The organism is Streptococcus suis (assembly GCF_046032515.1).
Taxonomy (GTDB): Bacteria; Bacillota; Bacilli; order Lactobacillales; family Streptococcaceae; genus Streptococcus; species Streptococcus suis_AL.
In genome coordinates this window covers 15892-38567 of record NZ_JARQPJ010000020.1, presented here as the reverse complement: position 1 = coordinate 38567, position 22676 = coordinate 15892, and the positions used below count along the sequence as shown (strand labels likewise).

Sequence of the window (22676 nt, the reverse complement as noted above, 5' to 3'; positions counted from 1 at the left end):
TGAGCCGTATGAGGGGAAACTCTCACGTACGGTTCTTAGAGAGGAAGGTGGTAGTAATACCACTAACCTACTCGACTACTTGGATATTGGTCAAGAATTTGGGGCAGAAATCATAACGGTCGCTCCAGGTTCTCCCCATCACTTTAATGTATTGGACCTTCCAGATAAAGAAAAATTACAGGTAGAAGATAGTGACCCTATTGGACAAAAGGTCAATCTATTGTCCACCTTGTTTGAAAATATCTTGACGGAATTCTCGGATGATGATTTTTCCATGATTGATCGTGTCACCAAACAAACCTATGAGTCAGTAGATCAACCAACCTTCAAAGACTGGCAAGCCATCTTACTCCAACAACCAGAACAAGTAGCGAAGGACCTTGCCCTAAAGGTTGAACCTTATACGATGGGCTCCAATGATATTTTCTCCCATCAGACCAATGTCAATATGGACAGCCGCTTTATTATCTTTAATCTCAAGCAATTAAGCGGAAAATTAAAACCATTTGCCTTACTGGTTATTCAGGATTATATCTGGAACCAAGTTGTTAACCATCAAGGAAAAACGACAACTTGGCTTTATTTTGACGAGCTACAGCTTTACTTCAAACACAGTCTACAAGCTACATTCTTTACAGAATTGTATTCTAGAATCCGTAAATATGGGACGCTACCAATTGGCATTACCCAAAACCCTGAAACGGTTCTCTCTACAGAAGAAGGAAGGAAACTAGTGGCCAACTGCGAATTCTTAGCGCTTCTGAAACTCAAACGAACAGATTTAGAAGTCTTATCACAGATTATCCATCTAACCCCATCCTTAGAGCGCTTTGTCTTGCGACCTAAAGCTAAAGGCACAGGTTTGATTGTGGCTGGAGATACCATTGTTCCTTTTGAAAATCCTATCCCCAAACATACCAAGCTCTATCAATTAGTCGCAACGGATACCTGATGAGAAAGCAGGTGAATACGTATGTACGATAGTGATCCAAAACAGCTTAGGAAAGAAGGAAGGTTAAGGGTAAAAAAACAGACTAAAGAGATGAAAGGTCAGGTGCCGAAAACAGCTCGACTAGATGCCAGATCAACCTATCAACGGGCCAAGAAAACCTATAAGCAAGCTAAGAAAGACTATCGCCTTCATAAAGGCCCGAAACCTACTGCGAGAGCTCTTTATTTTAAGAAGGAGTTAGATAAAGCGAAAGTAGATAAACAAGTCGCTAAAACCATCTATAAACGAAGTAAAAAGGCAGATAGTACCTACATTCCCAATCGGATCAAGCGTAGGGGGAAACAAGGTGCCTATATCAAAACGAGACAAGATGCGGAAAAGGTCATCCGGGACAATGACATCATAGACGATTGGGTAAAGGGAAGACAAAACATTCGGCAGTTGCGCTATCAAAAGGCAACTAGTCAGCGAGCTCTTCATAGTGGAAAAGAGCTTGGAAAGCACACCATCAAGCAGAGCTATGCCCAGGCAAACCGTGTGTATAACTTTACCAGGGGTCGTGGGTTTACTCGAACTCCGAAAGAGTTTTCGTGGGAGTATAAGCTCTCAAAGAGAGTGAAAAACGTCAGACACCGCTTGGCTCAAACCAAGGCAGGAAAGGTCGCTAAAGGAACGACAACTGTTCTACGTGTTGCTTCTAACCCTATCCGAACGGTCTTAACCAATCCCCTAGCGATAAAATCCTACTTTATCCTCTTTCTTTTGCTTGGCGTCACTTCTCTTTTTATGGGCATTTTTGCCGGAAGTGGTCCTGTCCAACAAAATGAATTTGATCTCAATCAATCTTGGCTTCAAGTCTCTAAAAGAGATCGAGAGAAGTCCACAGACACGGTTGACTATTGGACCAATATCGACGACGTTCTCTTTTTTATGAACTACCGTTATGGTAGTGAATGGAACCCAGAAAGCCCCTGGAAAGAAGGATTAGGGGGAGATGTGAGCGCTCTTTTAGGTTTCAATCACTATTCGGATGCCTTAGATGATATTTGGAATCATCTAAACAGCGACCCTCACAATCTAAAAACTATGCTCGATTTAACCGGCTCTAGCTCTTCTTTACAGTGGACCAAGCTAGGGAAGACTGAACAAAAGGAATACGAAGAGCTTATCAACCTATCCAAAGAAGTTGGACGCTATCCTCTTTACCAAGAATTGGCTAATCCCTTCTCTACAGAAAACGAAGACACAAGAGGACAGCCCCTTGTCATTTTAAAACGCTTTGGTTACAACTCCCCAACGGAACTGTATGATAAGACTCAGCTAAAGGCAACCGCAGGTCAAACCTTACGAGCTCCTTTAGCTGGGAAGGTGGCCATTAGTGGAAATCAGGTTCGTATTTCAACAAAGGAGGCAATCTTTACCTACGAAGCTGTCGGAGGTATCCGGGTAAAGGATCAGTCAAGTGTTACGGTTGGAGAAGAAATAGGTAAAGTTACAACCGATGGTTACCAGGAAATCCGCTATCAGAAAAGAGAAGCAGAAGCCACGACTCGAACGCCTGAAAAATGGACGGCAGTCAATCCTGGATTCTACTTTTCTTCGGTCACCTATAATCAGACGACCTCGGTCCTCACCACCTTAGAGGGAGACTTGGGACAAAAATCCCGTAGGATTCGAGATTATCTCAAACCCAAACTTCCCAACTTAACAGATAATGGCCTTTCAGCTATGCTAGGAAACTTTGCGACGGAAAGCAATATCACCGCAAAGCGGGCAGAAGGAGACTATCTCAGCCCTCCTGTGGGGGCGAGTACCAGTTCCTGGGATGACCCAGCTTGGTTAGATATGGGCGGACCTAGTATATACAACGGATCTTATCCGAATATCCTAAAGCGAGGTTTAGGTTTAGGTCAATGGACGGATACGGCAGATGGATCGGTACGGCATACCTTACTTCGGCAATACGCCCAACAAAAAGGCAAGAAGTGGTATGACTTAGAACTACAGCTTGACTTTATGTTGGAAAGCGATAGTCCCTACTATGTAACTATTGTAAAAGACATCCTCACCAGTAACGAGGATGTGACCACGCTAACCCAACGCTTTCTCCATCAATGGGAAGGAAACGCTGGTGATAAACTCTTAGAACGTCAACACAATGCTAAACAAATCCATGCCTTTCTAACCCAACAGATTGTTGGAGAAGGTGGTGTAGCTTCTTCTTGGAATTTCCCGGAACCCTACCGATCTCAAGTGACCATTTTTCCTAGTCAAGCGGCTCTCACAACACAAGCAGGAAGTGGTTATCCACCAGGGCAGTGTACCTGGTATAGCTACAATAGGCTTGTGGAACTAGGGTCTATCACAGACCTATCTGGAAGCTATGGCTATCTTGGAAATGGGCAAGATTGGGTCAGAAACTTAGTGGCTAAAGGCTGGTCCTATAGCATGACGCCAACAAAAGGGGCAGTCGTCTCTACAGTCGGTGGATTTGACGGAACTCCTCCTCAGTATGGGCATGTAGGGATTGTGGAAGCTGTTAACCCAGATGGAAGTTTTCTCGTGTCTGAGTGCAACTGGGGCGGTGTCCAGGATAAAATTCATTGGCGAGTCTGTCGTCCAGCTCCATACTATAGCTTTGCGAAACCAAAATAAAAGAAAAAAGGAAATAGACATCAAATGAAAATGATCGATACAGAAAAACTGAAACTCTTACAGCTCATTGGATTAGGTATGGCCGCGGTAACGGTTCTTGGCTTAGTTTTCTGGTTTAGTGTGGCTGGTAGCTCGAAAGCACCCACAAAGGCAGAAAAGCCACCAGTAGCCAAACAAGTCGAAGGAGGAGAGTTGACACAAGAGTATATCAAATCCTTCCTTAGTGCCTACTTTACAAAGAAGGACCTGGGAGAGAATAGAAACCGCTACCTGCCCTTTATGACAGAAGCAGCCTATACACAAGAAGTAAATACCGAAGAAGAACCAACCAATCAAACCTATAAGGGCTATGTGGTAGATACCAAACTCAAATCGGCGACCATCTACATCGATAGCGAAAATAACGATGTCCTCGCCCAGGTTTCCTATACCCAAACGCAATTACAAAAGAAAAATGATTATACCAATGCCCAGGTGGATGTGTACTCTCAAACGACGCTCCGCATCCACTATATCAAACAGGAAAATAAATACCTGGTCAATCGTATTGAACCTATCCTCATTGTGGATACCTTAACTGCTGATCAAACCGCAGCGCTACCAACCCTTAACCAACCTACCCAATCAATAGAAGGAGATGAAACCCATGACTAAATTAGAACACTTACAAAAACAACGTAAAAAAGCGGAAGAAAAACAAGCTGACTTCCTCGCTAAAGCCAAAAAAGAGGAAGAGAAAATCAAAGAGCTAGACACCCAAATCATTCTAGCTAAGTACGAAGAACACTCAGATTATTTGGCCAAACACCACCTCACCTGGGCAGATATTAAGCGCCAGATAGAAGAAGGAAAGTTGAAAGGAGAAACAAAACATGTACCGTTTAACCAATCTGACCTTGGACACGATAACGACCTACAAGAATAAGGACTTGGTCTACCAAGCTCTAGATAGAGAAAATGCCAAGGTCAAACATCAGGAAGCTCAAAGTCTGCTTTTAGTGGAAGAATTGGATAAAAAAGGAGTTGTTCTTTTTCAAGAAGAGATTTTTCTTCCCTTTGACGGCATCGCAGATGGTCTATTTCTGAGAAAGGAAAAGGTAGAAGAGCCGACAGAAAAGCCCCTTCCATTTTGGAAGAGGGATACGTCGCAAAAACAAGAGCCAGAAGTTTCATCACGACCTCAAAAAGAAGAAACGGTCCAAAAACGAAAATTCCTACGTCTGTTACCTTCTCTTTTATTTGGGATGTTAACGGTTAGTTTCTTTGCTTTAGGCTGCACTGTGTTTCTGGTTCTAGATCAGAAAGAAGAAATGCGCACACTCTCTCATCAAATAGAGACCGTAAAAACCATCCAAAAGGAAAGTGGACATTTGGATGCAGTCGTCCGCTATTTCCTTCCTCGTTACTATTCAGAAGCCGCAGAACTAGGGGATTTTGTCTCCTCCAAACTCCAGCTAAACCACCAACCAGGTCAACTCCAGTCCGTGATTCTGGAGAATGTCGAACAAACGGAAGACCAGCTCTACCACCTAACCTATGTTCTCTCTCTAAAAGAAGATGGGGCAAACCAACAAAAACGCCTAGAGCTAACACTTCAAGTAGAACCTACCTCTCTCTATGGCTACTTGATTGTAGACCATCCAAAAGAGACAGCCTACCCATAGAAGGAGAATCAGATGGATCAAGAAAAAACAACCCATTCCCTGGCACTAAAAGGGAAAATAACAGTAGAAAACGTGATTGCGGCGCTCTATACGGTAGCCAAAGCATTGCATGATAACCGCCAATATAAGATGGAACATCGGACCTTCGAGGGAGAAACCCGCTTCAATGACTTTATGGCAACAGCTAGTGAAAAGGATATGGAGCGCCTCCTACATAGTGAGGTCCATTTAGAAAAACTCAAGCATTATCTAGAAGAACATAAGGTTGGTTTTACTTACTATCAAAAAGAGGAAGAAACCCTCCTATTCTTTGAAACAAAAAATCGTCTCTTGGTAGAAAAAGCCTTGAAGCAGATGATTTCAGACATTACAAAAGACCCTAAAGCTACTGAAACATTCGCAAACCATATTCTTCGCAAACCCCATGAGATGACACCAGAAGAAAAAATCGCCTACTACAAGACCCATACGGTCTATACAGGCTTGACACCCGTTGTCACAAAAGACCTCGGAAAGGAAAAAGAGCGATGAATCGTAGAAGCAGTTGGCCCTACTTACTTGTAGGGCTTTTCTTATGTCTTTGTTTCCAATCCCTCTATCGCTATTACCTCCTGTCGACAGAAGCCGTTCCCTTTATGGGGATGCTTCGGATGAGGTGGTTAGTGGAACATATAGAACAATTCTCCTTGACCTTATCACTTGAACCACACCTCTTATATGCAGGTCTCCTTGGTTTTCTTCTTCCCTTATTGGCCTATGTCTCAGGAGACAGACAGGTCTATCGAACAGGAGAAGAACAAGGGAGTGCTCGCTTTGCGACCTTAAAAGAGATGAAGCGTTTTGAGGATAGAGAAATAGACAAGAACATGATTTTCACCAAACGAGCTAAGATGGGTCTCTTTAATTTTCGCTTAGCCTATCATGTCCAACTCAATAAAAATGTGATTGTCATTGGTCTTCCAGGGGACGGAAAAACCTTTACCTTTGTATTGCCTAATCTCATGCAGCTGAATTCTAATTTTGTGGTCACAGACCCCAAAGGAAACCTGGTTCACGAAACTGGTAAGATGTTAGAAAAGCATGGCTATGCGGTCAAGGTCTTTGACCTCATCCGCCTAACAAACTCCGATCGCTTTAATGTATTTGAGTATATGAGGTCTGAGCTGGATATTGATCGAATCTCAGAAGCTATTACGGAAGGAACGAAAAAGAGTGAACATATGGGAGAAGATTTCTGGGTACAGGCAGAACTCATGTTACAACGGGCACTCATTGGTTATCTTTATTTTGATTCCAAGGATCCGAAAACAGGTGTTTCTCACTACACCCCTCATTTGGGACACGTGGCCGATCTCTTACGTCATCTGTACCGAGAAGATCCGGATAATCCAAGCCCAGTTGAGCAGATGTTTGAAGAGCTAGAAGAACACCAACCAGGTAACTATGCCTATAAGCAGTGGAAACTCTTTCAGAACTTTAAAGGCGAGACTCGAAACAGTGTCGTTGCGATTCTATCAGCTCGTTATTCCATCTTTGATCACCAGGATGTCAGAAACTTAATTAGCACCGATACGATGGAAATGGATACCTGGAACACCCATAAGACCGCTGTCTTTATAGCGATTCCTGAAACCAATAACGCTTTTAACTTCTTATCTTCTATCCTCTTTGCGGTCGGCTTTGAAGTGCTGACCCATAAGGCAGATGCCATTTTACAAGGCAAGGTTCCAGGTTATAGCAGACAGAATTTAAGACATATTCAGTTTATCTTAGATGAATTTGCGCAAATTGGCCGGATTCCAAACTTTGCCCAAGTTCTTTCGTCTATTCGAAGCCGAGAGATGTCCATTAAAATCATTATCCAAGCCGTGAACCAATTGGAGTCCCTTTATAAGAGTGACTGGAAAACAATCTTTAATAACTGCGCAACCCATGTCTTTTTAGGGACTAACGACAAGGACACCATGGAATACTACTCGACCAGGAGTGGGAAGCAGACGATACGCACTCGCTCCACCTCAAAAACACATAGCTATCGCAATGGTTCCTCTGGAGAAAATAAGCAAATCCAAGGCCGTCCTCTATTGACACCAGATGAGGTGGCTCGTATCGGTATTGAGGAAGGCTTGGTCTTTATCTCCAAACAACATGTCTTTAAAGATCAGAAGGCCAGTGTCTATGACCACCCAAGGCACGTAGAGATTGCTCATTCTCCACAGGATGAGAATTGGTATGACTATGTCCGGTTAGGAACAGATATTGACGGACTATTGCTATATACAGATGATGTGACCTCAACATTTGAACAGCTAACTGCAGCTTAAGTAGAAAGGAAGAAGAAATGACAGAAACACAGGTAAGACTAGGCTATTTTGAAAGTATTTGCCAGGTCTTGGCACTAGAAACAGAAGATTTGACTGTGGAACACCCAAGTATCTGGAAACTCATTCAGACGGCAGATGAGGCAACCTTCTATCAATTGGCTCCTCATCTCTTTCTAACAAGAGACCGAACAGAACCTCTTCTAGCTTATCCATTAGAAGCTACAAAAGAAGAATATGAGCGGTTTCGTCGATTACTAAAAGGAGGATAAGAATGGTCTTTACAAAAGCACAAGCTAAGGCTCTGTCCATCTTAGAGGTCGCAAAACGCCTAGGAATGGAGATGGAACGTATCTCGCACAAGGAATATTACTGGAAAGAACACGACTCATTTAAAATCAATACGGTAAAAAATACCTGGACATGGTATTCTCGAACCGGAAAATTTGGGGATACCATTAACTTAGTCCAAGAAATAAAAGGTGTAAGCTATAAGGAAGCGATGACCTTCTTGGAGACTGGGAACTTCCCAGAAGCCACCATTGTAGAAGAAGAGCGCAAACACTTTAGATATACGTTAGCCCCTTATGAACAACCCTTTAGGAAAGCAAGAAGCTACCTCAAAGAGACGAGAGGTTTGTCTGATGAGACGATTGATTTCTTCTTGGAAAAGGGAGTGCTGGCAGAAGCAAGCTACCGAGATAGAGATGGCTATGTCGAGGATGTCCTCGTCTTTAAATTTCTGGATCGGAACCATCACATCGTCGGAGCGAGCCTACAAGGTCTCTCGCCTTTCCCAGATCGTCACGATGGCAAAGGTTACCTCAAGAAAATCATGTATCAATCAGAAGGAATCGCCGGTTTAAACGTAGCTATTGGCTCTCCTAAGCGTCTAATCGTAGCAGAAGCTCCAATTGACCTGATGAGCTATTATGAGCTCCATAAGGATGAATTAGAGGATGTCTGTTTAGTTGCGATGGATGGTTTAAAGGAAGGAACACTGTCTCGCTATGCCATGGAAGTTCTCCAGGAAAGGGGAGCCGCAAAGGAAGTCGTTTTGGACTACACACAATCGAAAGACTTAATGCGAGCGTCAGACTTTCTATCTGAGACAGCCCGTTTAACGAATTTGTTTCATGATAACAACCATCAGGATTTCCTCACTCTTGCGGTAGACAATGATAAGGCTGGTCAAGACTTTATTGATCAGCTACAGGAGAAAAAAATCCCAGTGGTTGACGGAAGACCACCTAAGGCAACTAATGAGAAGAAAATGGACTGGAACGCTTATCTCCAGCTAAAAAAGAAAGGACAACTAATGGAACATCAAAGCAAACGTCTCACTCAAAACAAAGAAGTTGAACCACACCGAAAGGAAACAAAGTCTAAAAAAACAAAAACAGCAGAAGAACATTATTTCGATTGGATTGAGAGGATGGCCGCTACTGTACAGGAACAGCTACAACTTCCATCCCCTCCCACGTTAGCGTCTGAATTAGAAGCCGTAGTCGAACCATTCCTCACAACTGACTTAGATCAATTATTTGCCAGACGTCTCTCCTTAGCATTAGATACCTATCGAGTTGAATCATCACAGATTTTATCTGTACATCAAGCAATCGACCAGCTAGATAAACAAATCAGCGAAAGAATGCGAGAAACAGAGCTTCGCGAATCTGAAATAGAAGTTATTTTCTATAGTTCTGACGAACCACTACTATCCCGATACTCCTCAGGAGAAATTATCCCATACACAGAGTTTGTTAGCATTCTTTATCCTAAAAATGCCAAACTCTTTAATGAGAACCCTCGCACAGGACCAACTGTTTCCTTTTCGAATGATGGAGGTACTTGGTTCGGACTTAGAACTGCAGATGGGCAGATGTTAGTTGAGCGTTTCCGTTATGATGTAGGATTGGAAGGGGAGTCTATATCTGAACGACTTAACAGAATCCTTTCTCCAGCACATTTAGAGCAGATAAGACAGATTGATACAAATTTTGATATTCCGTCTTATGTCGAAGATAAAAATAAAGAACTTGGTATCGAAGTGAAGCTTTATAGAGATAAAGAGCACATAGATACGCTAGATTTTAATGACTTGATTAATCACCCTAACATTGAAGAAATGGCCAATGAACTAGGTCACACCTCGCTCTCGTCCTATCCGGAAGAATTTACTATTGAAATTCTAGATAAACGCTTAAATCAGTCCCAGCTTACTGCATTGCTGGATCAGATTATTGAACTTGGTAAAGAAAAAGATGAATTAAAACAATTCCTGACAGAGCAACTAACAAGCCTTAGTCACTCTACTCATCCAGATACTTTTCGTATTTTAACAGAAAACGAAAGAACCCATATCAGCGAATTTTTTAAAACCCTAATACCCAATGTAACGACGAGCTATGAATTTACTGAAGAAGGAGTAGAGTATCTTTCTTATCGGATTAGGAATATGGAGTTTGCTTCCAGCCACCCAGAATTACGAGAGTTATCCCCTGAGGAACAGTATCAGTCTCTACTTAAGTTTTTTGATAAACACTATGGGAAACCATTCCCGTTACCAAGCGATCAAACTGTGATGGGGATTGAGCTACTGCAAGAAAAATTTGGTTATAACCCCAAATTGCCGTTGGCTGTCTATCGTGATAGCGCTCAGAATATGGATCGAATTGCTGAGAAGGAAGAAGAAGCCTTCCGTTCTACTTTTGATATGACGATGTTTGCCAAATCACTAGAACTGGTACAAAAGTATTCTCTTCAGGAAGTCATGGAGGGTATTGATATATGGTCTGGTGGAGATGAAGCTCGCTTAGAAGCCCTTAATTCGGACCTTAGAGATATATCTTTACAACCGCTTAAAGATTTCGTCGAAAGGTATATTGACCCTAGTCTCTATTTGAGTCATGGATTTGAGGATAGTCCGCTGGCTAGTCTTTCTTTCCAAGATTTAGCAGATCTCTCTCATGAAAAAGGCTTGTTAGATGTAAGTGGTAAGCTAGTTAATCAAAAAGACCTCGAGCAGAGTCAAGGACATGAAAAAAGTGCTGAGAGCACAAGCGAGGATTTACCGAAATTAAATATCTGGTCCTCTACAAATGAAAATGCTATTTTATCCAATTTGGCAGTTAGTCCAATTTGGATAAGAAACTTTAGATTTGAAAGTGTTGAACATGCATACCAGACGCTCAAATCAAACGGTTTTACATCCGAAGCTCTTACATGGGCAGAGTCAAACAGACAAGCATTTAAGCAAGGAAGAAAAATTCAGTCGGCATACCAGTTAGGTCCTACAAATAAGTTAACAAGCATCACTTTAATGGAAAAACTTTTGACAGAACGTTTCTTGCAAGATGCTGAATTTAGAGAAGCTCTAATTCAAACAAAAGGATTTACATTAACACATAAGCAGGATAATGGGATTTGGAAGAAAGAATTTCCTAGAATTCTGATGGATCTTCGAGATGGTAAGCTAGTTAATCAAAAAGACCATATGGAAAAAGAAAAAGCTCCTGACCGAAGTCAAGAGCCTATTAGCAATGCGGGCGATTTACATCGCAATCCCGATTCTTTAGGAGATATTTCTCCAAGGACAGCATCGAAGCCTGTTGTGAACGAATCACAACCTGATTTTCCTGTCATTGCTCCCTTAAAGTTTACCACTAAGGGAGAGTGGATGTCAACTCTTAAACCAGGTTACCATGTGATTACCGATGGCGAATTGAGGCGGCTCAATAAATTTGCGCCAGGATTACAAGCAACGGCTCAGTGGTATTTGAATGAACTGGCAGGAAGTACAATTACCTATCTCTATCAAGATAGAGACGGCATTGGACGATTAGACGTGCAATTCTCTGATGAAAATTTTGCACACCTGACAGGTATCTCTCCTAAGGGAATTGAGATGAAACAAGTTGTTTATGATTTTGCGAATGGACAGGGGGATTATGGCAATATACAAGTTTCACATTCCATCAAAGATAAATCCATGGTATTGCCACTATTGCCAGATATTCTGTCATCTCAAGCCTTTGTCTTTAATGACTTATCAACGGTAGAGAAGTTTCATAAGATTGATTTGGAACAAGCAATCAAGACAGATGATGAAGATTTGTTGCTGGCTATTCGAGATGTAGATGGCATTGGGGTTCCTGCTTCCATCATGCGAATAAAAGAAAAACTATCTGTAGAACTAGAAGGAAAAGAACAAGTTGTCCTGGGAGTCTATCGTGAACGAGACGGCATTATCGAACAACTATCTATCCATCCAGACTATGTAAAAGATGGTGGACAGTCTATGATGACCGTCCTAAAAAATAAACAATATGAAACTCTTTCGACCTTACAAATGATGCAAGAAGAAACAAACATAACAAGCCTTTCTTCTGATGACAGACTACAGGATGAGCCAGCTCTACCAGTCTCCATGATGGATTCTGATGCGGATGGTATTTCAGATGAAGAAGAGAAAAAACAAGGAAGTAACCCTTACGATTTTCGCTCCCAACCAGCTACTAAACACCAAGGGGAAAGAGAAGAACAAGAGGTAGAAGACAGTAGCCTAGTTATCGCAAGCTTAATCCAAAATCAAGACATCGCTGGCTTAAACCTTCACCTAAAAGAAGGCATTAAAGAGTATCTTGATTCGGATAAATACAAAGACTACTTAACTAAAATGAGTCAACTGAACAACTACTCCAGTCGCAACCTTCGTCTCATTCTTGCTCAACAGCCAACAGCTAGTCAAGTTGCTTCCTTTAAGCAATGGAAAGAAACGTTTGGTCGCCATGTTAAAAAAGGGGAGAAGGCCCTTCGTATCTTTGTCCCTATCACTTATATCAAGAAAGACGAGAACAATCAACCTATCTTAGATAAGGATGGAAAACCAGAAATAGGTACTACCTTCCGTCTCAAAGCTGCGGTCTTCGATGTCACTCAAACAGACGGGAAAGAGATGCCAAAAGCTGTTTCAGATGTCAAGGACCAACTAACCGATCAGGACTACGGCAACCTTTATCGAACCCTGATGACAATTGCAAAAAACAATCATGTCTCCGTTCGCTTCGAGGAATTGGAGGAAAGTAGGAAAGGATATTATGACACAGTCAACCACCAAATCGTCTTAAATAAAGTTGGGATGAATAAGTCGCAACTCATCAAAACCTTCCTACATGAGACGGCTCATTCTGAACTCCATCACAAGGATCATCCACAGAAAGAACAGCTGACAAGAAGTACCGCAGAACTCCAAGCAGAAAGCGTTGCGTACGTAGTTGCGTCTTACTATGGATTGGATACTTCTAACTATTCCTTCGGTTACTTAGCGAGCTGGTCACAAGACAAAGACACGCTGAGAGACCTAGAGGCACAGCTCGATATTGTCCAACAAGAAGCTAAAAGTTTGATTGAGCGCATGGATAAGGCAATGGAGGTCTTACGTTTATCCCAAGTTAAACAAACCCAACATCAGTTTGAAAATAAATTAAATCACTTTAAAGAACAATCAGACAAACAACTCAAAGAATTACAGGAAAAGAGGCAAGCAGAAGCTACCTCAAAAAAGGAAAAGGGTATCTCGAAATGACCAATCGAGATGTTCCAACACCGCCTAAGGTCACCTTAAAAACAACTCATCATCAAGGAGGAAATGTATCATGACACCAACACAAGAACACCAACTCATTCTCATCCTATCTGACTTCGTGCCAGTATTGGATGGAGATATAGTTCAAGCAATTAATCCAGAAGCATATCGTCTGACACGACAAATCATTTTAGCCAAACTCGAAGAAGAGGATGACTTCTTACTACAAGAACCTTCATTGTCTGACTGGGTGGAAGAAAACAAAAGAGTCCTTCAAGAAGTCAGCGATGAGGAATTTCAAGAGGTCTTAAGAGAAACTATTCTCATTACAGAATTCCAAATTGGGCACTCATTATTTGACCCATTAACGGACGGACAACGAGGTCAATTAGCGGAAACTATTCTTCAAAACAAAATCAAAAACGAGGAGACCTCCAGTAAAAAATCAGTTGGCTTTTTCTCCAAAGCAACACAATTTTTAAGAGGAAGCCGTTAAAAAAACAATCAATTTTTTGAGAAGTGCTGCTCAAAAAGTGAGCACTAGGGGCTTGGGGTCTTCCCCAAAAATGAAAAAGGAGAGAAGGGAAAAATATATTTTTGACCTTCTCTGACTTTTTTAAAAATCGCAAATGGATATCCATTTGCTACGCTTGCCGGAAGAAAGGTAGGGATGGGAGCCTCATTATAAAAGCATGATTTTTACCAGGAGAGAAAAATAAATGGTACACAAGAAAGAAAATAGAAAACGATATATTCAGAAACTATTTCGTCTCACACCAGACGAGGACCGACAAATAAAAAAGAACATGGAACAGATGGGAGTGGAGTCTTTCCAGTACTATGCCAAAAATCAATTGATCCATGGACAATTAGTTCAAATTGATTTTCCAGAGCTGAAAGCTCTTCGAGTAGCTATCAATCGAATTGGGTCCAACATCAACCAAATAGCCAAGCAGGCCAATGAGGACCAACACACCTCTACTGAGATGTTAGAACAAGTCTTGGATTATCTAACGGAAATTCGAGAAATGGTTTCAGCCAAATTATCAAACGAGGAGAAACAAAGTCTCCAAGCACGAAAACGAATAGTAAGGATGGATATAGATGAATGGTAGCTATTAAACCACCAATCCAAATTAAGACTACAGCTAATCTGAAACGTGCAGTTACCTATATACTAAAAGAAGCTAAAACAGTTCTGCCTATGAAAACAAAAACTGATTTCCCCTTTCCAATTGTATCGAAAAATGAGAAATTACATTTTCAATTGGTTTCTGGTCATCAGATTGAGGATGTATCTATTGCAGATGAGGAAATGATTCTCACAAAACTAGCCGCAGCCTTTCATAAAGGAGACGATGACTTAAAAGAATTGACAGACAATAAACAAGTGCTTGCCCATCATATTATCCAATCATTCTCGCCAGAAGATAATCTAACTCCAGAACAGGTTCATGAGATTGGTCGGAAAACCATGCTTGAGTTTCTAGGACCAGATTATCAATTTGTGATTGCGACTCATACAGATAGAGACCACCTGCACAATCATATCATCATCAATACGACCAACAGCTCAACGTTAAAAAAATTACGTTGGCAGAAAAATACTCTAAAAAATCTACGGGCTATTTCAGATAAACATGCGGCTAAATATGGCGCAAAAATTATTGAGCCAGCGATGAAAAACTCTTATACCAAATATTCTGCCTGGCGTAGGCAAAATAATTTTCGTTATGAGTTAAAACAACGTCTTGACTTCCTCTTGAAACATTCTACCTCGTTAGAAGATTTCAAAGAAAAAGCAAAAGCTATGGATCTGCATGTTGATTTTTCAGGGAAGTTTGTCAAATACCGCTTACTGACTCCTTTGGATGGGAAGCTCCAAGAAAGAAATACCAGGGACGACACTTTATCCAAGAAAAGACTCTACGCCCTTGAAAAAATTAAGGAGAGAGTCTCAAAAAATCAACTTACATTTTCTACCTCTAGTATAAAAGAAATGTACCAACAGTATAAAGAAGAAAAAGAACTGGATTTTGAATTGAAACTCGATGTGGCTTCTTGGCAAGTCGAACAAGAAAGTCCAAAGGGGATTTATCTTCAACTGGATATGGGTGCCTTAGATAGTGGAGCCATCCTGATTCCTTCTCATAAAGTCGATAAAAAAGAAGATGGTTCATATACCATCTACATTAAGGAAAAAGATTATTTTTATTTTCTCAATCCTGACTACTCCGAGAAGAATCGGTACATGATGGGGGTGACTGTAGCGAGACAGTTAGCTAAACAAAATGGTGAGGTGCTCATTACAAAAAATCCTCATATTTCATCCATGCAAGAACTGGTTAAGGAATATAATTTCCTAGTGCAACATGGTGTGACTGATGGAGAACAGTTTAGCCATTTGGAGGAACGCTTTAATCAGAAAATAGCTGACGTGGATAAAGAACTGAAACGCTTGGACAGTCGCTTAGCCCGTTATCATAAAATCGAGGGTGCACTTCTTGCCTTAGAAAAAACCCCAGAAAATACATTGTCCGCACTCCAACTGTTGGATGAGATGGGGCTGCCAAAGGATATCAGCCTATCGGATATTTCACAACTCATCCAACAGTATGATATTGAAAAAGGAGCGCTTCAAGAATTTTTCGATGACACTTTGAGAGAGTATACTAATTACCGTGAACTGCAAGATGTGGTCCGTGTAAGAGAGCAGACTCCTAAGGCTATGTCGGATGAAAAAATGCTATAGATGACTTACAGAAAGAATTTCCTAAGTGAGGTTTGCTAAACTAAAAAATGCTTCCCGTTTTTTCGGGAAGCATAGTTGTCTATGGCTGTGTGCTTAACTCAGAATTTTTTACCAAGACAACCTAAAAAATAGTATGCCACTAAATATTATTTCTGTAAAGACCATTGATGACAATATCTGAAAATTATTTTCATGGGTTTTCAATGCTTTTCAAATCCAGTACAATGGATTGTATGAGATTTGATGAACGCAATTTTGTGATTGAAATGGATGAATACCGTAGACAGGAGTTTTTAAAACGAATTCGGGATTATGATGATTCTATCGCTCCAACTATGCGACAGAATGACTATAAAAGAGTCGATGCAACGGAGCGAACAGTCCTCTTCACTTTCGGAGAAATCACCTTCTCACGAAACCGCTGGCGAAGAGGGCAGAAAACTCTTTATCCGGTAGATGATTGGTTAGGTCTCGAAAAATATATGCGTTACTCTCCAGAGCTAATTTTTCATATGGCCAAACATGCCTCAAAACTATCTTATAGAGAAGTTTGTAGAACTATCTGTGATGCTTACCGTATCGGAGTAACGAAAGATGCTGTGTTGAAAGCCACTAAAGTAGTTGGACAACTTTTAGAGGAAAAAGAGCGCTATCGCTTTTATCTGGAAGAAGAACAAGCCCCACAAAGAATCAAAGCAAGTAAGATATATCTAGAAGGGGACGGTGTGATGGTTAAAACCACTTCATCAGGAAATGAGCGTTCAAATACTGACCTAACACATTTTCTTGTCCATACGGGCGTAAAGCAGGTAACAAAAGAACGGTGGATACTCGAGAATAAACATGAGATTGTTCATGTTAACCATGAGAAAGCTAAAGAAGAGCTATTAGACTATCTCTATAACCATTTTGAAATTACAGACCAAACTATTCTTATTACTAATTCCGATAACGGGAAGGGGTATACCAAGCGCACCTTTCAAGAAATTAAAAAGGCGCTAGGTATTAAGCGTCATGAACATTTCTGGGATGAGTATCATCTGAATCAGAAAATAAAGACTTTCTTCAAACCCTATCCAGAAACATTATACAATTTAGCTCAGAAAGCCATCCAGACTCACAAGAAACCTCTACTCATTACTGTGTTGGACACTGTGGAATCCCTCATTGAGACAGAGGAGCAGTATGAGACATACTTTAGCTTTCGACAGAAGATGATACGCCACTTTAAGGATACCAAACCAGCTAAATTAAGAAATTTATCCCACAAGGGCATAGGTGTGATGGAAAGCCAGCATCGCAAAATCACATATCGCATGAAACATAGAGGGATGTATTGGTCTATTAAGGGAGCTTGTACGATGGCAAAGATGATTCTTCTTGAGAGGATAGACCAACTGGAACAGTTATTCTTTGGGGATTGGCGCAACTCCTATCAACCTTACCAGAACCAACGTTTTAGCGCCGGAAGAGCCAACAAGAAGATAGAAGAACCACCTAATATCAGACGTTATCACTCGGGACATAAGACAGGTCGATGGTCGACTCATGCAAAGTAAAATCTAAAACCATAGAATACCGCTAAAAAAATCCGCTAAAAAAATGAGATTTTAGGGGCTTTTTCGTCATGTTTTGCTTGTGTTTTTGTATGGTTTGTGATACAATAATATCATTAAGAAAATGAAAAAAGGTGCAGGAGCGCTAACTCCTACACCACCGATTAAGACAAAACTGGACTTTGCTTAATCAGTCGAATAGTATTGTAGCATAAAGCAAACAATCACGTCAAGACTGAGCAAAGAAAAAACTTTGTTTCGGTCTTTTTTCGTAAGTGAAAACTATCTGCTTTCTTAGGGTTTTTAAGGGATTTTGAGCTTTCCCAAAAATTCAGACACAAACAAATGATACAAAACACTTGCATTTGCAGGTGTTTTTGTTATAATAGGACTGTTGACTATGCACACATCCTGTGCAACCGCACGAATGCCGTTGCTCTGCAAAAATTAAGCTCAAACGTCGTTGACTTAACTTGGTGAACCTAAGTTCTGTCTGCGTCGCCTAGTCTGAACTTAATTTTTATTGAGCAAGATAAAGTGGTTCGTCCCACGGTACTAGGCGAGTCTTCACATAAAATTCGGGCAAGACCCCAAAATCATAGGAGGTGCATAATGAGCACATATGCAATCATTAAAACTGGCGGCAAACAAGTTAAAGTTGAAGTCGGTCAAGCTATCTACGTTGAAAAATTGAACGTTGAAGCAGGTCAAGAAGTTACTTTCGAAGAAGTAGTTCTTGTTGGTGGTGAGAAAACTGTTGTGGGTACTCCACTTGTAGCAGGCGCTACTGTTGTTGGTACTGTTGAAAAACAAGGTAAACAGAAAAAAGTTGTTACCTTCAAGTACAAACCTAAAAAAGGTAGCCACCGCAAACAAGGTCACCGTCAACCTTACACAAAAGTTGTTATCAACGCTATCAACGCTTAAGGCGTAGCTTGAAGCAATCATTACAGAAATTCGGAGGAATAACATATGTTAAACTTGAATCTTGCTAACTTGCAATTTATGGCCCACAAAAAAGGTGGAGGTTCAACGTCAAACGGTCGTGACTCACAAGCGAAACGCCTTGGTGCGAAAGCTGCTGACGGCCAAACTGTATCAGGTGGTTCAATCCTTTACCGCCAACGTGGTACAAAAATCTACCCAGGAGCTAACGTAGGTCGTGGTGGAGATGACACTCTTTACGCTAAAGTAGAAGGCGTTGTACGCTTCGAACGTAAAGGTCGCGATAAGAAACAAGTATCTGTTTACCCAATCGCTAAGTAAAAAAATGGTCCAGTGGACCATTTTTTCTTGCCTTTTTAAATTAAATGAAAGGCAAAGGTTCGGGGAACCTTTTTAGCAACTCTCCTTGAAATAAAAGAGGGAGTTGAGCTAGAAATAGCAAACAATAGGCTTTCCGAGTTGTTTTCGGAGAGTCTTTTTTGTAATTTGATTTTGCTATTTTTAAAAGTGTATGATAGAAGTGATTCAAGACGACAATATCTTCTCTATAGGATAAAAATATTTTGCCATCTGCACTGTTGCGCTGCCTGTAAGTTCTACGTTCAGTAGTAGATGAAATGTTCAGAGGAAGTGGTATGGGTCCCAACTTAGCAAAAATAGTCATCGATGATTTGGCGAACAGAAATTCCAAAGCCTTTCAAATTGCAGTTGAAGAAGAGAAATTGGGAACCTGGAAGTTATATAAGAGAAGAATAGTCTATTTGCGAAAACGCAAGAGTTCAGCAAATTCTTGCTTTTTTTGATATAATGGTAGAAGCAGTTTTAAGAGGTATCAGGTATGAATATTCAACAATTACGCTACGTTGTAGCCATTGCCAACAGTGGTACTTTTCGGGAAGCAGCAGAGAAAATGTACGTTTCCCAGCCTAGTTTGTCCATTTCCATTCGTGATTTGGAAAAAGAGTTAGGTTTTCAAATTTTTAGCCGAACTAGTTCAGGAACTTTTTTGACACAAAAAGGGATGGAATTCTATGAGAAAGCTCAGGCTTTAGTTAAGGGATTTGATCAGTTTGAGCATCTCTATTTGCAACCTGAGGAAGGTGAGAAGACTTTCTCAATTTCAAGTCAGCATTATGATTTTCTTCCTCCACTGATTACGGAGTTCTCTCGTAGCCACCCGCAGTACCCTCATTTTCGCATTTTTGAATCGACTACAGTACAGATTTTAGATGAGGTTGCTCAAGGTTATAGCGAGCTTGGTATTATTTATTTGAACGAGAGAAATACAAAAGGAATCATGCAGAAATTGGATAAACTTCACTTGCAAGCTGTAGATTTGTCTGTATTTCAGACTCATATCTACCTTCGTGAAGATCATCCTTTGACAAAGAAAGCTGAGATTGAGCCAGCAGATTTGGTAGGTCTACCTACCGTACGGTTCACTCAAGAAAAAGAGGCTTATCTTTATTATTCCGAGAACTTGATTGATACGTCGGATTCCTCGGTTGTGTTTGATGTGACAGACCGAGCTACTTTGAATGGAATTTTGGAGCGTACGGATGCCTATGCAACTGGTTCGGGCTATCTTGATGACGAGAGTGTCAATGGCATTACCGTAATTCCTCTCAAAGGAAAGGTAGACAATCGCATGGTCTACATTAAACGAGCTAATGATGAACTTAGTTCTTGTGCCAAAGACTTTATTGAAACCATGCAGGCATATTTTGATAAGAAGAAGGATGAAAATGCGTAAAATTGGATTTCCATTTTTGATGGTAGTATTAATTGGTTTGGACCAGTTTGTAAAAGCTTGGACAGTTGCCAATATTGAATTAGATACGGTTGAGCCATTTCTTCCAGGATTTATGAGTTTGGCCTATTTGAGAAATTATGGAGCGGCTTGGTCTATCTTACAAAATCAGCAGTGGTTTTTCACGATTGTGACAATTGTAGCTGTGACTGGTTTGATTTGGTATTATGTGAAGCAAATCAAGGGCAACCTGTGGACCTTATTTAGTCTGGCTTTGATGATTGCTGGAGCCCTGGGGAATTTTATTGATCGTCTTAGATTGGGATATGTGGTGGACATGTTTCACTTGGATTTTATCAGTTTCCCAGTTTTTAATGTGGCGGATATGTGTCTGAATGTCGGTGTTGGAATTTTGTTTATTTGTATTATGAAAGAAGAGAGTAATGGAAGTAAGAGTTGAGATTGGTGGCATTCGTTTGGACAAGGCATTGTCGGATTTGACGGATTTGTCTCGTTCGGTTGCAAATGAGCAGATTAAGGCTGGTCAGGTTTTGGTTAATGGACAACCCAAAAAAGCCAAATACAGTGTGCAGGTTGGGGATGTTCTAACCTATCAAATTCCAGAAGTAGAAGAAATCGACTATGTTGCTGAGGATATTCCTTTAGAGATTGTCTTTCAGGACGAGGATGTTGCTGTTGTAAATAAACCTCAAGGGATGGTCGTTCATCCGTCGGCTGGTCACACGTCTGGAACGCTAGTCAATGCTCTCCTTTATCACGTAAAAGATTTGTCAGGCATCAATGGTGTCTTGCGACCAGGTATTGTCCATCGGATTGACAAGGATACATCTGGCTTGCTCATGATTGCTAAAAACGATGATGCCCATACAAAGCTTGCTGCTGAATTGAAAGATAAGAAATCCCTTCGTAAGTATTGGGCTATTGTACACGGCAATCTACCAAATGATCGCGGAGTAATTGAGGCGCCGATTGGTCGTTCTGAAAAAGACCGCAAGAAACAAGCGGTGACTGCCAAAGGGAAAGAAGCGGTGACACGTTTTCAGGTTTTGGAGCGGTTTGGTGACTACACTTTGGTGGAATTGAGCTTGGAAACAGGACGAACTCACCAAATTCGTGTCCACATGGCTTATATTGGTCATCCGGTTGCGGGTGATGAAGCTTACGGCCCAAGGAAAACACTAAAAGGGCATGGGCAATTTCTTCATGCCAGAACGCTTGGATTTACCCATCCGAGAACTGGTGAGGTTGTTGAATTTACGGCAGAAGCGCCAGCTATTTTTCAGGAGGCACTTGAAAAACTGCGCAAGGCTGAATAATAGTATGAAAACCTTATCATCTTGCCCATTTTTTCAACAAATGCTATACTAGAACATGAAAAATGTTAAGGAGAGTAAGAATGGAAACTTTACCAAATTGTCCAAAATGTAATTCTGAATATGTCTATGAAGACGGTGCCCTCTTGGTTTGCCCTGAGTGTGCGTACGAATGGAACCCAGCAGATGTAGCTGAGGAAGAAAGTGGACCTATTGCAATTGATGCTAACGGTAATCGTTTGGCGGACGGCGATACTGTGACGCTTATCAAAGATTTGAAAGTGAAGGGTGCGCCTAAGGACCTTAAACAAGGTACACGTGTTAAAAGCATCCGTATCGTTGAAGGCGATCACAATATTGATTGTAAAATCGATGGTTTTGGTGCCATGAAGCTAAAATCTGAATTTGTTAAGAAAATCTAAGAGAGAGGACTGGTTAACCAGTCTTTTCCTGTTTTTGAAAGGATAGTATGAAGAATCAAAGTTTTTTATTTTATAGCAGATGTTTACTGGCTGCTTTAGCGATTACGGGAACTGCTCTAGAAATCATTAAATACGGTATCGGCATGCTCATGTATTATACGGTACAATCTAATTTATTGGTATCTCTGTTCGCTGTCTATATGGTCTATGCCATGAGTAAAAGTGTGGATTTACAGACGTCACGTTTTCTTCGGATAAAGGCTGCTGTAACCATGTCTATCATGATTACCTGTGTAGTCTATCACTTTATGTTGGCGCCTTTGGCAGACGATTTCTGGCGACTTGAAAATCTACTCTGCCATTATATTGTTCCCTTATATTTTTTGTTAGATACCCTAATAGTAGATCGTCAGCAACAGTACAAGTGGTTTGACCCGATTTGGTGGACGCTTTTGCCTGTTCTTTACATGATTTTTGGTCTAGTGAATGGTCTTTTCATAAAAATTCCAATCCCAGATGCTAAGGACAGTCCTTTTGCTTATTTCTTTCTCAATGTCCCTAAGTATGGTTGGACCTATGTTTTGACTTATGCTGGAGTCATCTTTGGCGCCTATCTAGTCTGCGGTTTTCTATTGGCGGGACTAAAATCCATAAACCTTAAGACTTCATTGTCTTTTGGAAAAAATTCTCAGTAAAATCCGATAATTTCTATATTTTTTTAGAAAAAAATTGTCAAGG

General features: G+C 40.9%; 20 protein-coding genes and 1 other annotated feature. All 20 genes read left to right on the top strand.

What is annotated here, in order from left to right:
- On the top strand, window positions 1–952 hold a 952-nt coding region (locus P7J49_RS09080; protein ID WP_408570494.1), incomplete at its 5' end, for a VirB4-like conjugal transfer ATPase, CD1110 family.
- A 21-nt stretch (window positions 953–973) separates the two neighbouring features.
- Window positions 974–3607 (top strand): phage tail tip lysozyme, encoded by a 2634-nt coding sequence (locus P7J49_RS09075; RefSeq protein WP_408570493.1) that lies wholly within the window; start codon window positions 974–976, stop codon window positions 3605–3607.
- A gap of 24 nt (window positions 3608–3631) precedes the next feature.
- On the top strand, window positions 3632–4261 hold the full coding sequence (locus tag P7J49_RS09070) for a hypothetical protein (RefSeq protein ID WP_408570492.1): 630 nt from the start codon (window positions 3632–3634) through the stop codon (window positions 4259–4261).
- Window positions 4254–4532, top strand: coding sequence for a hypothetical protein (locus P7J49_RS09065; protein WP_024380958.1), 279 nt, complete (start codon window positions 4254–4256; stop codon window positions 4530–4532). Before P7J49_RS09070 ends, P7J49_RS09065 begins: the two co-directional genes overlap by 8 nt.
- Window positions 4480–5271 carry a hypothetical protein gene (locus P7J49_RS09060; protein WP_408570491.1) on the top strand — a complete coding sequence of 264 codons (792 nt, stop codon included), beginning with the start codon at window positions 4480–4482 and terminating at the stop codon, window positions 5269–5271. The genes P7J49_RS09065 and P7J49_RS09060 overlap by 53 nt, the downstream gene beginning before the upstream one ends.
- Before the next feature lie 12 nt (window positions 5272–5283).
- Window positions 5284–5802 (top strand): hypothetical protein, encoded by a 519-nt coding sequence (locus tag P7J49_RS09055; RefSeq protein ID WP_014638008.1) that lies wholly within the window; start codon window positions 5284–5286, stop codon window positions 5800–5802.
- Window positions 5799–7595, top strand: a complete 1797-nt coding sequence (locus P7J49_RS09050) for a VirD4-like conjugal transfer protein, CD1115 family (protein ID WP_408570490.1) — start codon at window positions 5799–5801, stop codon at window positions 7593–7595. Before P7J49_RS09055 ends, P7J49_RS09050 begins: the two co-directional genes overlap by 4 nt.
- Before the next feature lie 17 nt (window positions 7596–7612).
- Complete coding sequence (locus tag P7J49_RS09045; RefSeq protein WP_044691225.1) at window positions 7613–7864, top strand: hypothetical protein; 252 nt, start codon at window positions 7613–7615, stop codon at window positions 7862–7864.
- 2 nt (window positions 7865–7866) lie between these two features.
- Window positions 7867–13179: a PBECR4 domain-containing protein gene (locus tag P7J49_RS09040; RefSeq protein WP_408570489.1), complete on the top strand. Its 5313-nt coding sequence runs from the start codon at window positions 7867–7869 to the stop codon at window positions 13177–13179.
- A 70-nt stretch (window positions 13180–13249) separates the two neighbouring features.
- Window positions 13250–13675: a hypothetical protein gene (locus P7J49_RS09035; RefSeq protein ID WP_408570488.1), complete on the top strand. Its 426-nt coding sequence runs from the start codon at window positions 13250–13252 to the stop codon at window positions 13673–13675.
- A 223-nt stretch (window positions 13676–13898) separates the two neighbouring features.
- On the top strand, window positions 13899–14294 hold the full coding sequence (locus P7J49_RS09030; protein ID WP_408570487.1) for a plasmid mobilization protein: 396 nt from the start codon (window positions 13899–13901) through the stop codon (window positions 14292–14294).
- Window positions 14288–15931, top strand: coding sequence for a relaxase/mobilization nuclease domain-containing protein (locus P7J49_RS09025; protein ID WP_408570486.1), 1644 nt, complete (start codon window positions 14288–14290; stop codon window positions 15929–15931). Before P7J49_RS09030 ends, P7J49_RS09025 begins: the two co-directional genes overlap by 7 nt.
- 233 nt (window positions 15932–16164) lie before the next feature.
- Window positions 16165–17490 carry an ISLre2 family transposase gene (locus P7J49_RS09020; RefSeq protein WP_408570485.1) on the top strand — a complete coding sequence of 442 codons (1326 nt, stop codon included), beginning with the start codon at window positions 16165–16167 and terminating at the stop codon, window positions 17488–17490.
- A gap of 404 nt (window positions 17491–17894) precedes the next feature.
- Window positions 17895–18064 (top strand) — a sequence feature (ribosomal protein L21 leader region).
- A gap of 35 nt (window positions 18065–18099) precedes the next feature.
- Window positions 18100–18414 (top strand): 50S ribosomal protein L21, encoded by a 315-nt coding sequence (rplU, locus tag P7J49_RS09015; RefSeq protein WP_002941330.1) that lies wholly within the window; start codon window positions 18100–18102, stop codon window positions 18412–18414.
- Window positions 18415–18459: 45 nt separating this feature from the next.
- Window positions 18460–18753 (top strand): 50S ribosomal protein L27, encoded by a 294-nt coding sequence (gene rpmA / locus P7J49_RS09010; protein ID WP_009909754.1) that lies wholly within the window; start codon window positions 18460–18462, stop codon window positions 18751–18753.
- A gap of 517 nt (window positions 18754–19270) precedes the next feature.
- Entirely contained in the window at window positions 19271–20185 is a 915-nt protein-coding gene (locus P7J49_RS09005) for a LysR family transcriptional regulator (RefSeq protein WP_408570484.1), read from the top strand.
- Window positions 20178–20642 carry a signal peptidase II gene (lspA, locus tag P7J49_RS09000; RefSeq protein ID WP_044673898.1) on the top strand — a complete coding sequence of 155 codons (465 nt, stop codon included), beginning with the start codon at window positions 20178–20180 and terminating at the stop codon, window positions 20640–20642. Before P7J49_RS09005 ends, lspA begins: the two co-directional genes overlap by 8 nt.
- Window positions 20626–21519, top strand: a complete 894-nt coding sequence (locus tag P7J49_RS08995) for an RluA family pseudouridine synthase (RefSeq protein ID WP_024376073.1) — start codon at window positions 20626–20628, stop codon at window positions 21517–21519. The genes lspA and P7J49_RS08995 overlap by 17 nt, the downstream gene beginning before the upstream one ends.
- Before the next feature lie 80 nt (window positions 21520–21599).
- Window positions 21600–21938, top strand: coding sequence for a zinc ribbon domain-containing protein YjdM (locus tag P7J49_RS08990; protein WP_408570483.1), 339 nt, complete (start codon window positions 21600–21602; stop codon window positions 21936–21938).
- A 47-nt stretch (window positions 21939–21985) separates the two neighbouring features.
- Window positions 21986–22633, top strand: a complete 648-nt coding sequence (locus P7J49_RS08985) for a Pr6Pr family membrane protein (protein WP_044766619.1) — start codon at window positions 21986–21988, stop codon at window positions 22631–22633.
- Window positions 22634–22676: the final 43 nt, after the last annotated feature.

Excerpts from the sequence above, each read along its gene's own strand:
- P7J49_RS09075 (WP_408570493.1), top strand. The coding sequence starts at position 974 with ATGTACGATAGTGATCCAAAACAGCTTAGGAAAGAAGGAAGGTTAAGG.
- P7J49_RS09070 (WP_408570492.1), top strand. The coding sequence starts at position 3,632 with ATGAAAATGATCGATACAGAAAAACTGAAACTCTTACAGCTCATTGGA.
- P7J49_RS09065 (WP_024380958.1), top strand. The coding sequence starts at position 4,254 with ATGACTAAATTAGAACACTTACAAAAACAACGTAAAAAAGCGGAAGAA.
- P7J49_RS09060 (WP_408570491.1), top strand. The coding sequence starts at position 4,480 with ATGTACCGTTTAACCAATCTGACCTTGGACACGATAACGACCTACAAG.
- P7J49_RS09055 (WP_014638008.1), top strand. The coding sequence starts at position 5,284 with ATGGATCAAGAAAAAACAACCCATTCCCTGGCACTAAAAGGGAAAATA.
- P7J49_RS09050 (WP_408570490.1), top strand. The coding sequence starts at position 5,799 with ATGAATCGTAGAAGCAGTTGGCCCTACTTACTTGTAGGGCTTTTCTTA.
- P7J49_RS09045 (WP_044691225.1), top strand. The coding sequence starts at position 7,613 with ATGACAGAAACACAGGTAAGACTAGGCTATTTTGAAAGTATTTGCCAG.
- P7J49_RS09040 (WP_408570489.1), top strand. The coding sequence starts at position 7,867 with ATGGTCTTTACAAAAGCACAAGCTAAGGCTCTGTCCATCTTAGAGGTC.
- P7J49_RS09035 (WP_408570488.1), top strand. The coding sequence starts at position 13,250 with ATGACACCAACACAAGAACACCAACTCATTCTCATCCTATCTGACTTC.
- P7J49_RS09030 (WP_408570487.1), top strand. The coding sequence starts at position 13,899 with ATGGTACACAAGAAAGAAAATAGAAAACGATATATTCAGAAACTATTT.
- P7J49_RS09025 (WP_408570486.1), top strand. The coding sequence starts at position 14,288 with ATGGTAGCTATTAAACCACCAATCCAAATTAAGACTACAGCTAATCTG.
- P7J49_RS09020 (WP_408570485.1), top strand. The coding sequence starts at position 16,165 with ATGAGATTTGATGAACGCAATTTTGTGATTGAAATGGATGAATACCGT.
- rplU (WP_002941330.1), top strand. The coding sequence starts at position 18,100 with ATGAGCACATATGCAATCATTAAAACTGGCGGCAAACAAGTTAAAGTT.
- rpmA (WP_009909754.1), top strand. The coding sequence starts at position 18,460 with ATGTTAAACTTGAATCTTGCTAACTTGCAATTTATGGCCCACAAAAAA.
- P7J49_RS09005 (WP_408570484.1), top strand. The coding sequence starts at position 19,271 with ATGAATATTCAACAATTACGCTACGTTGTAGCCATTGCCAACAGTGGT.
- lspA (WP_044673898.1), top strand. The coding sequence starts at position 20,178 with ATGCGTAAAATTGGATTTCCATTTTTGATGGTAGTATTAATTGGTTTG.
- P7J49_RS08995 (WP_024376073.1), top strand. The coding sequence starts at position 20,626 with ATGGAAGTAAGAGTTGAGATTGGTGGCATTCGTTTGGACAAGGCATTG.
- P7J49_RS08990 (WP_408570483.1), top strand. The coding sequence starts at position 21,600 with ATGGAAACTTTACCAAATTGTCCAAAATGTAATTCTGAATATGTCTAT.
- P7J49_RS08985 (WP_044766619.1), top strand. The coding sequence starts at position 21,986 with ATGAAGAATCAAAGTTTTTTATTTTATAGCAGATGTTTACTGGCTGCT.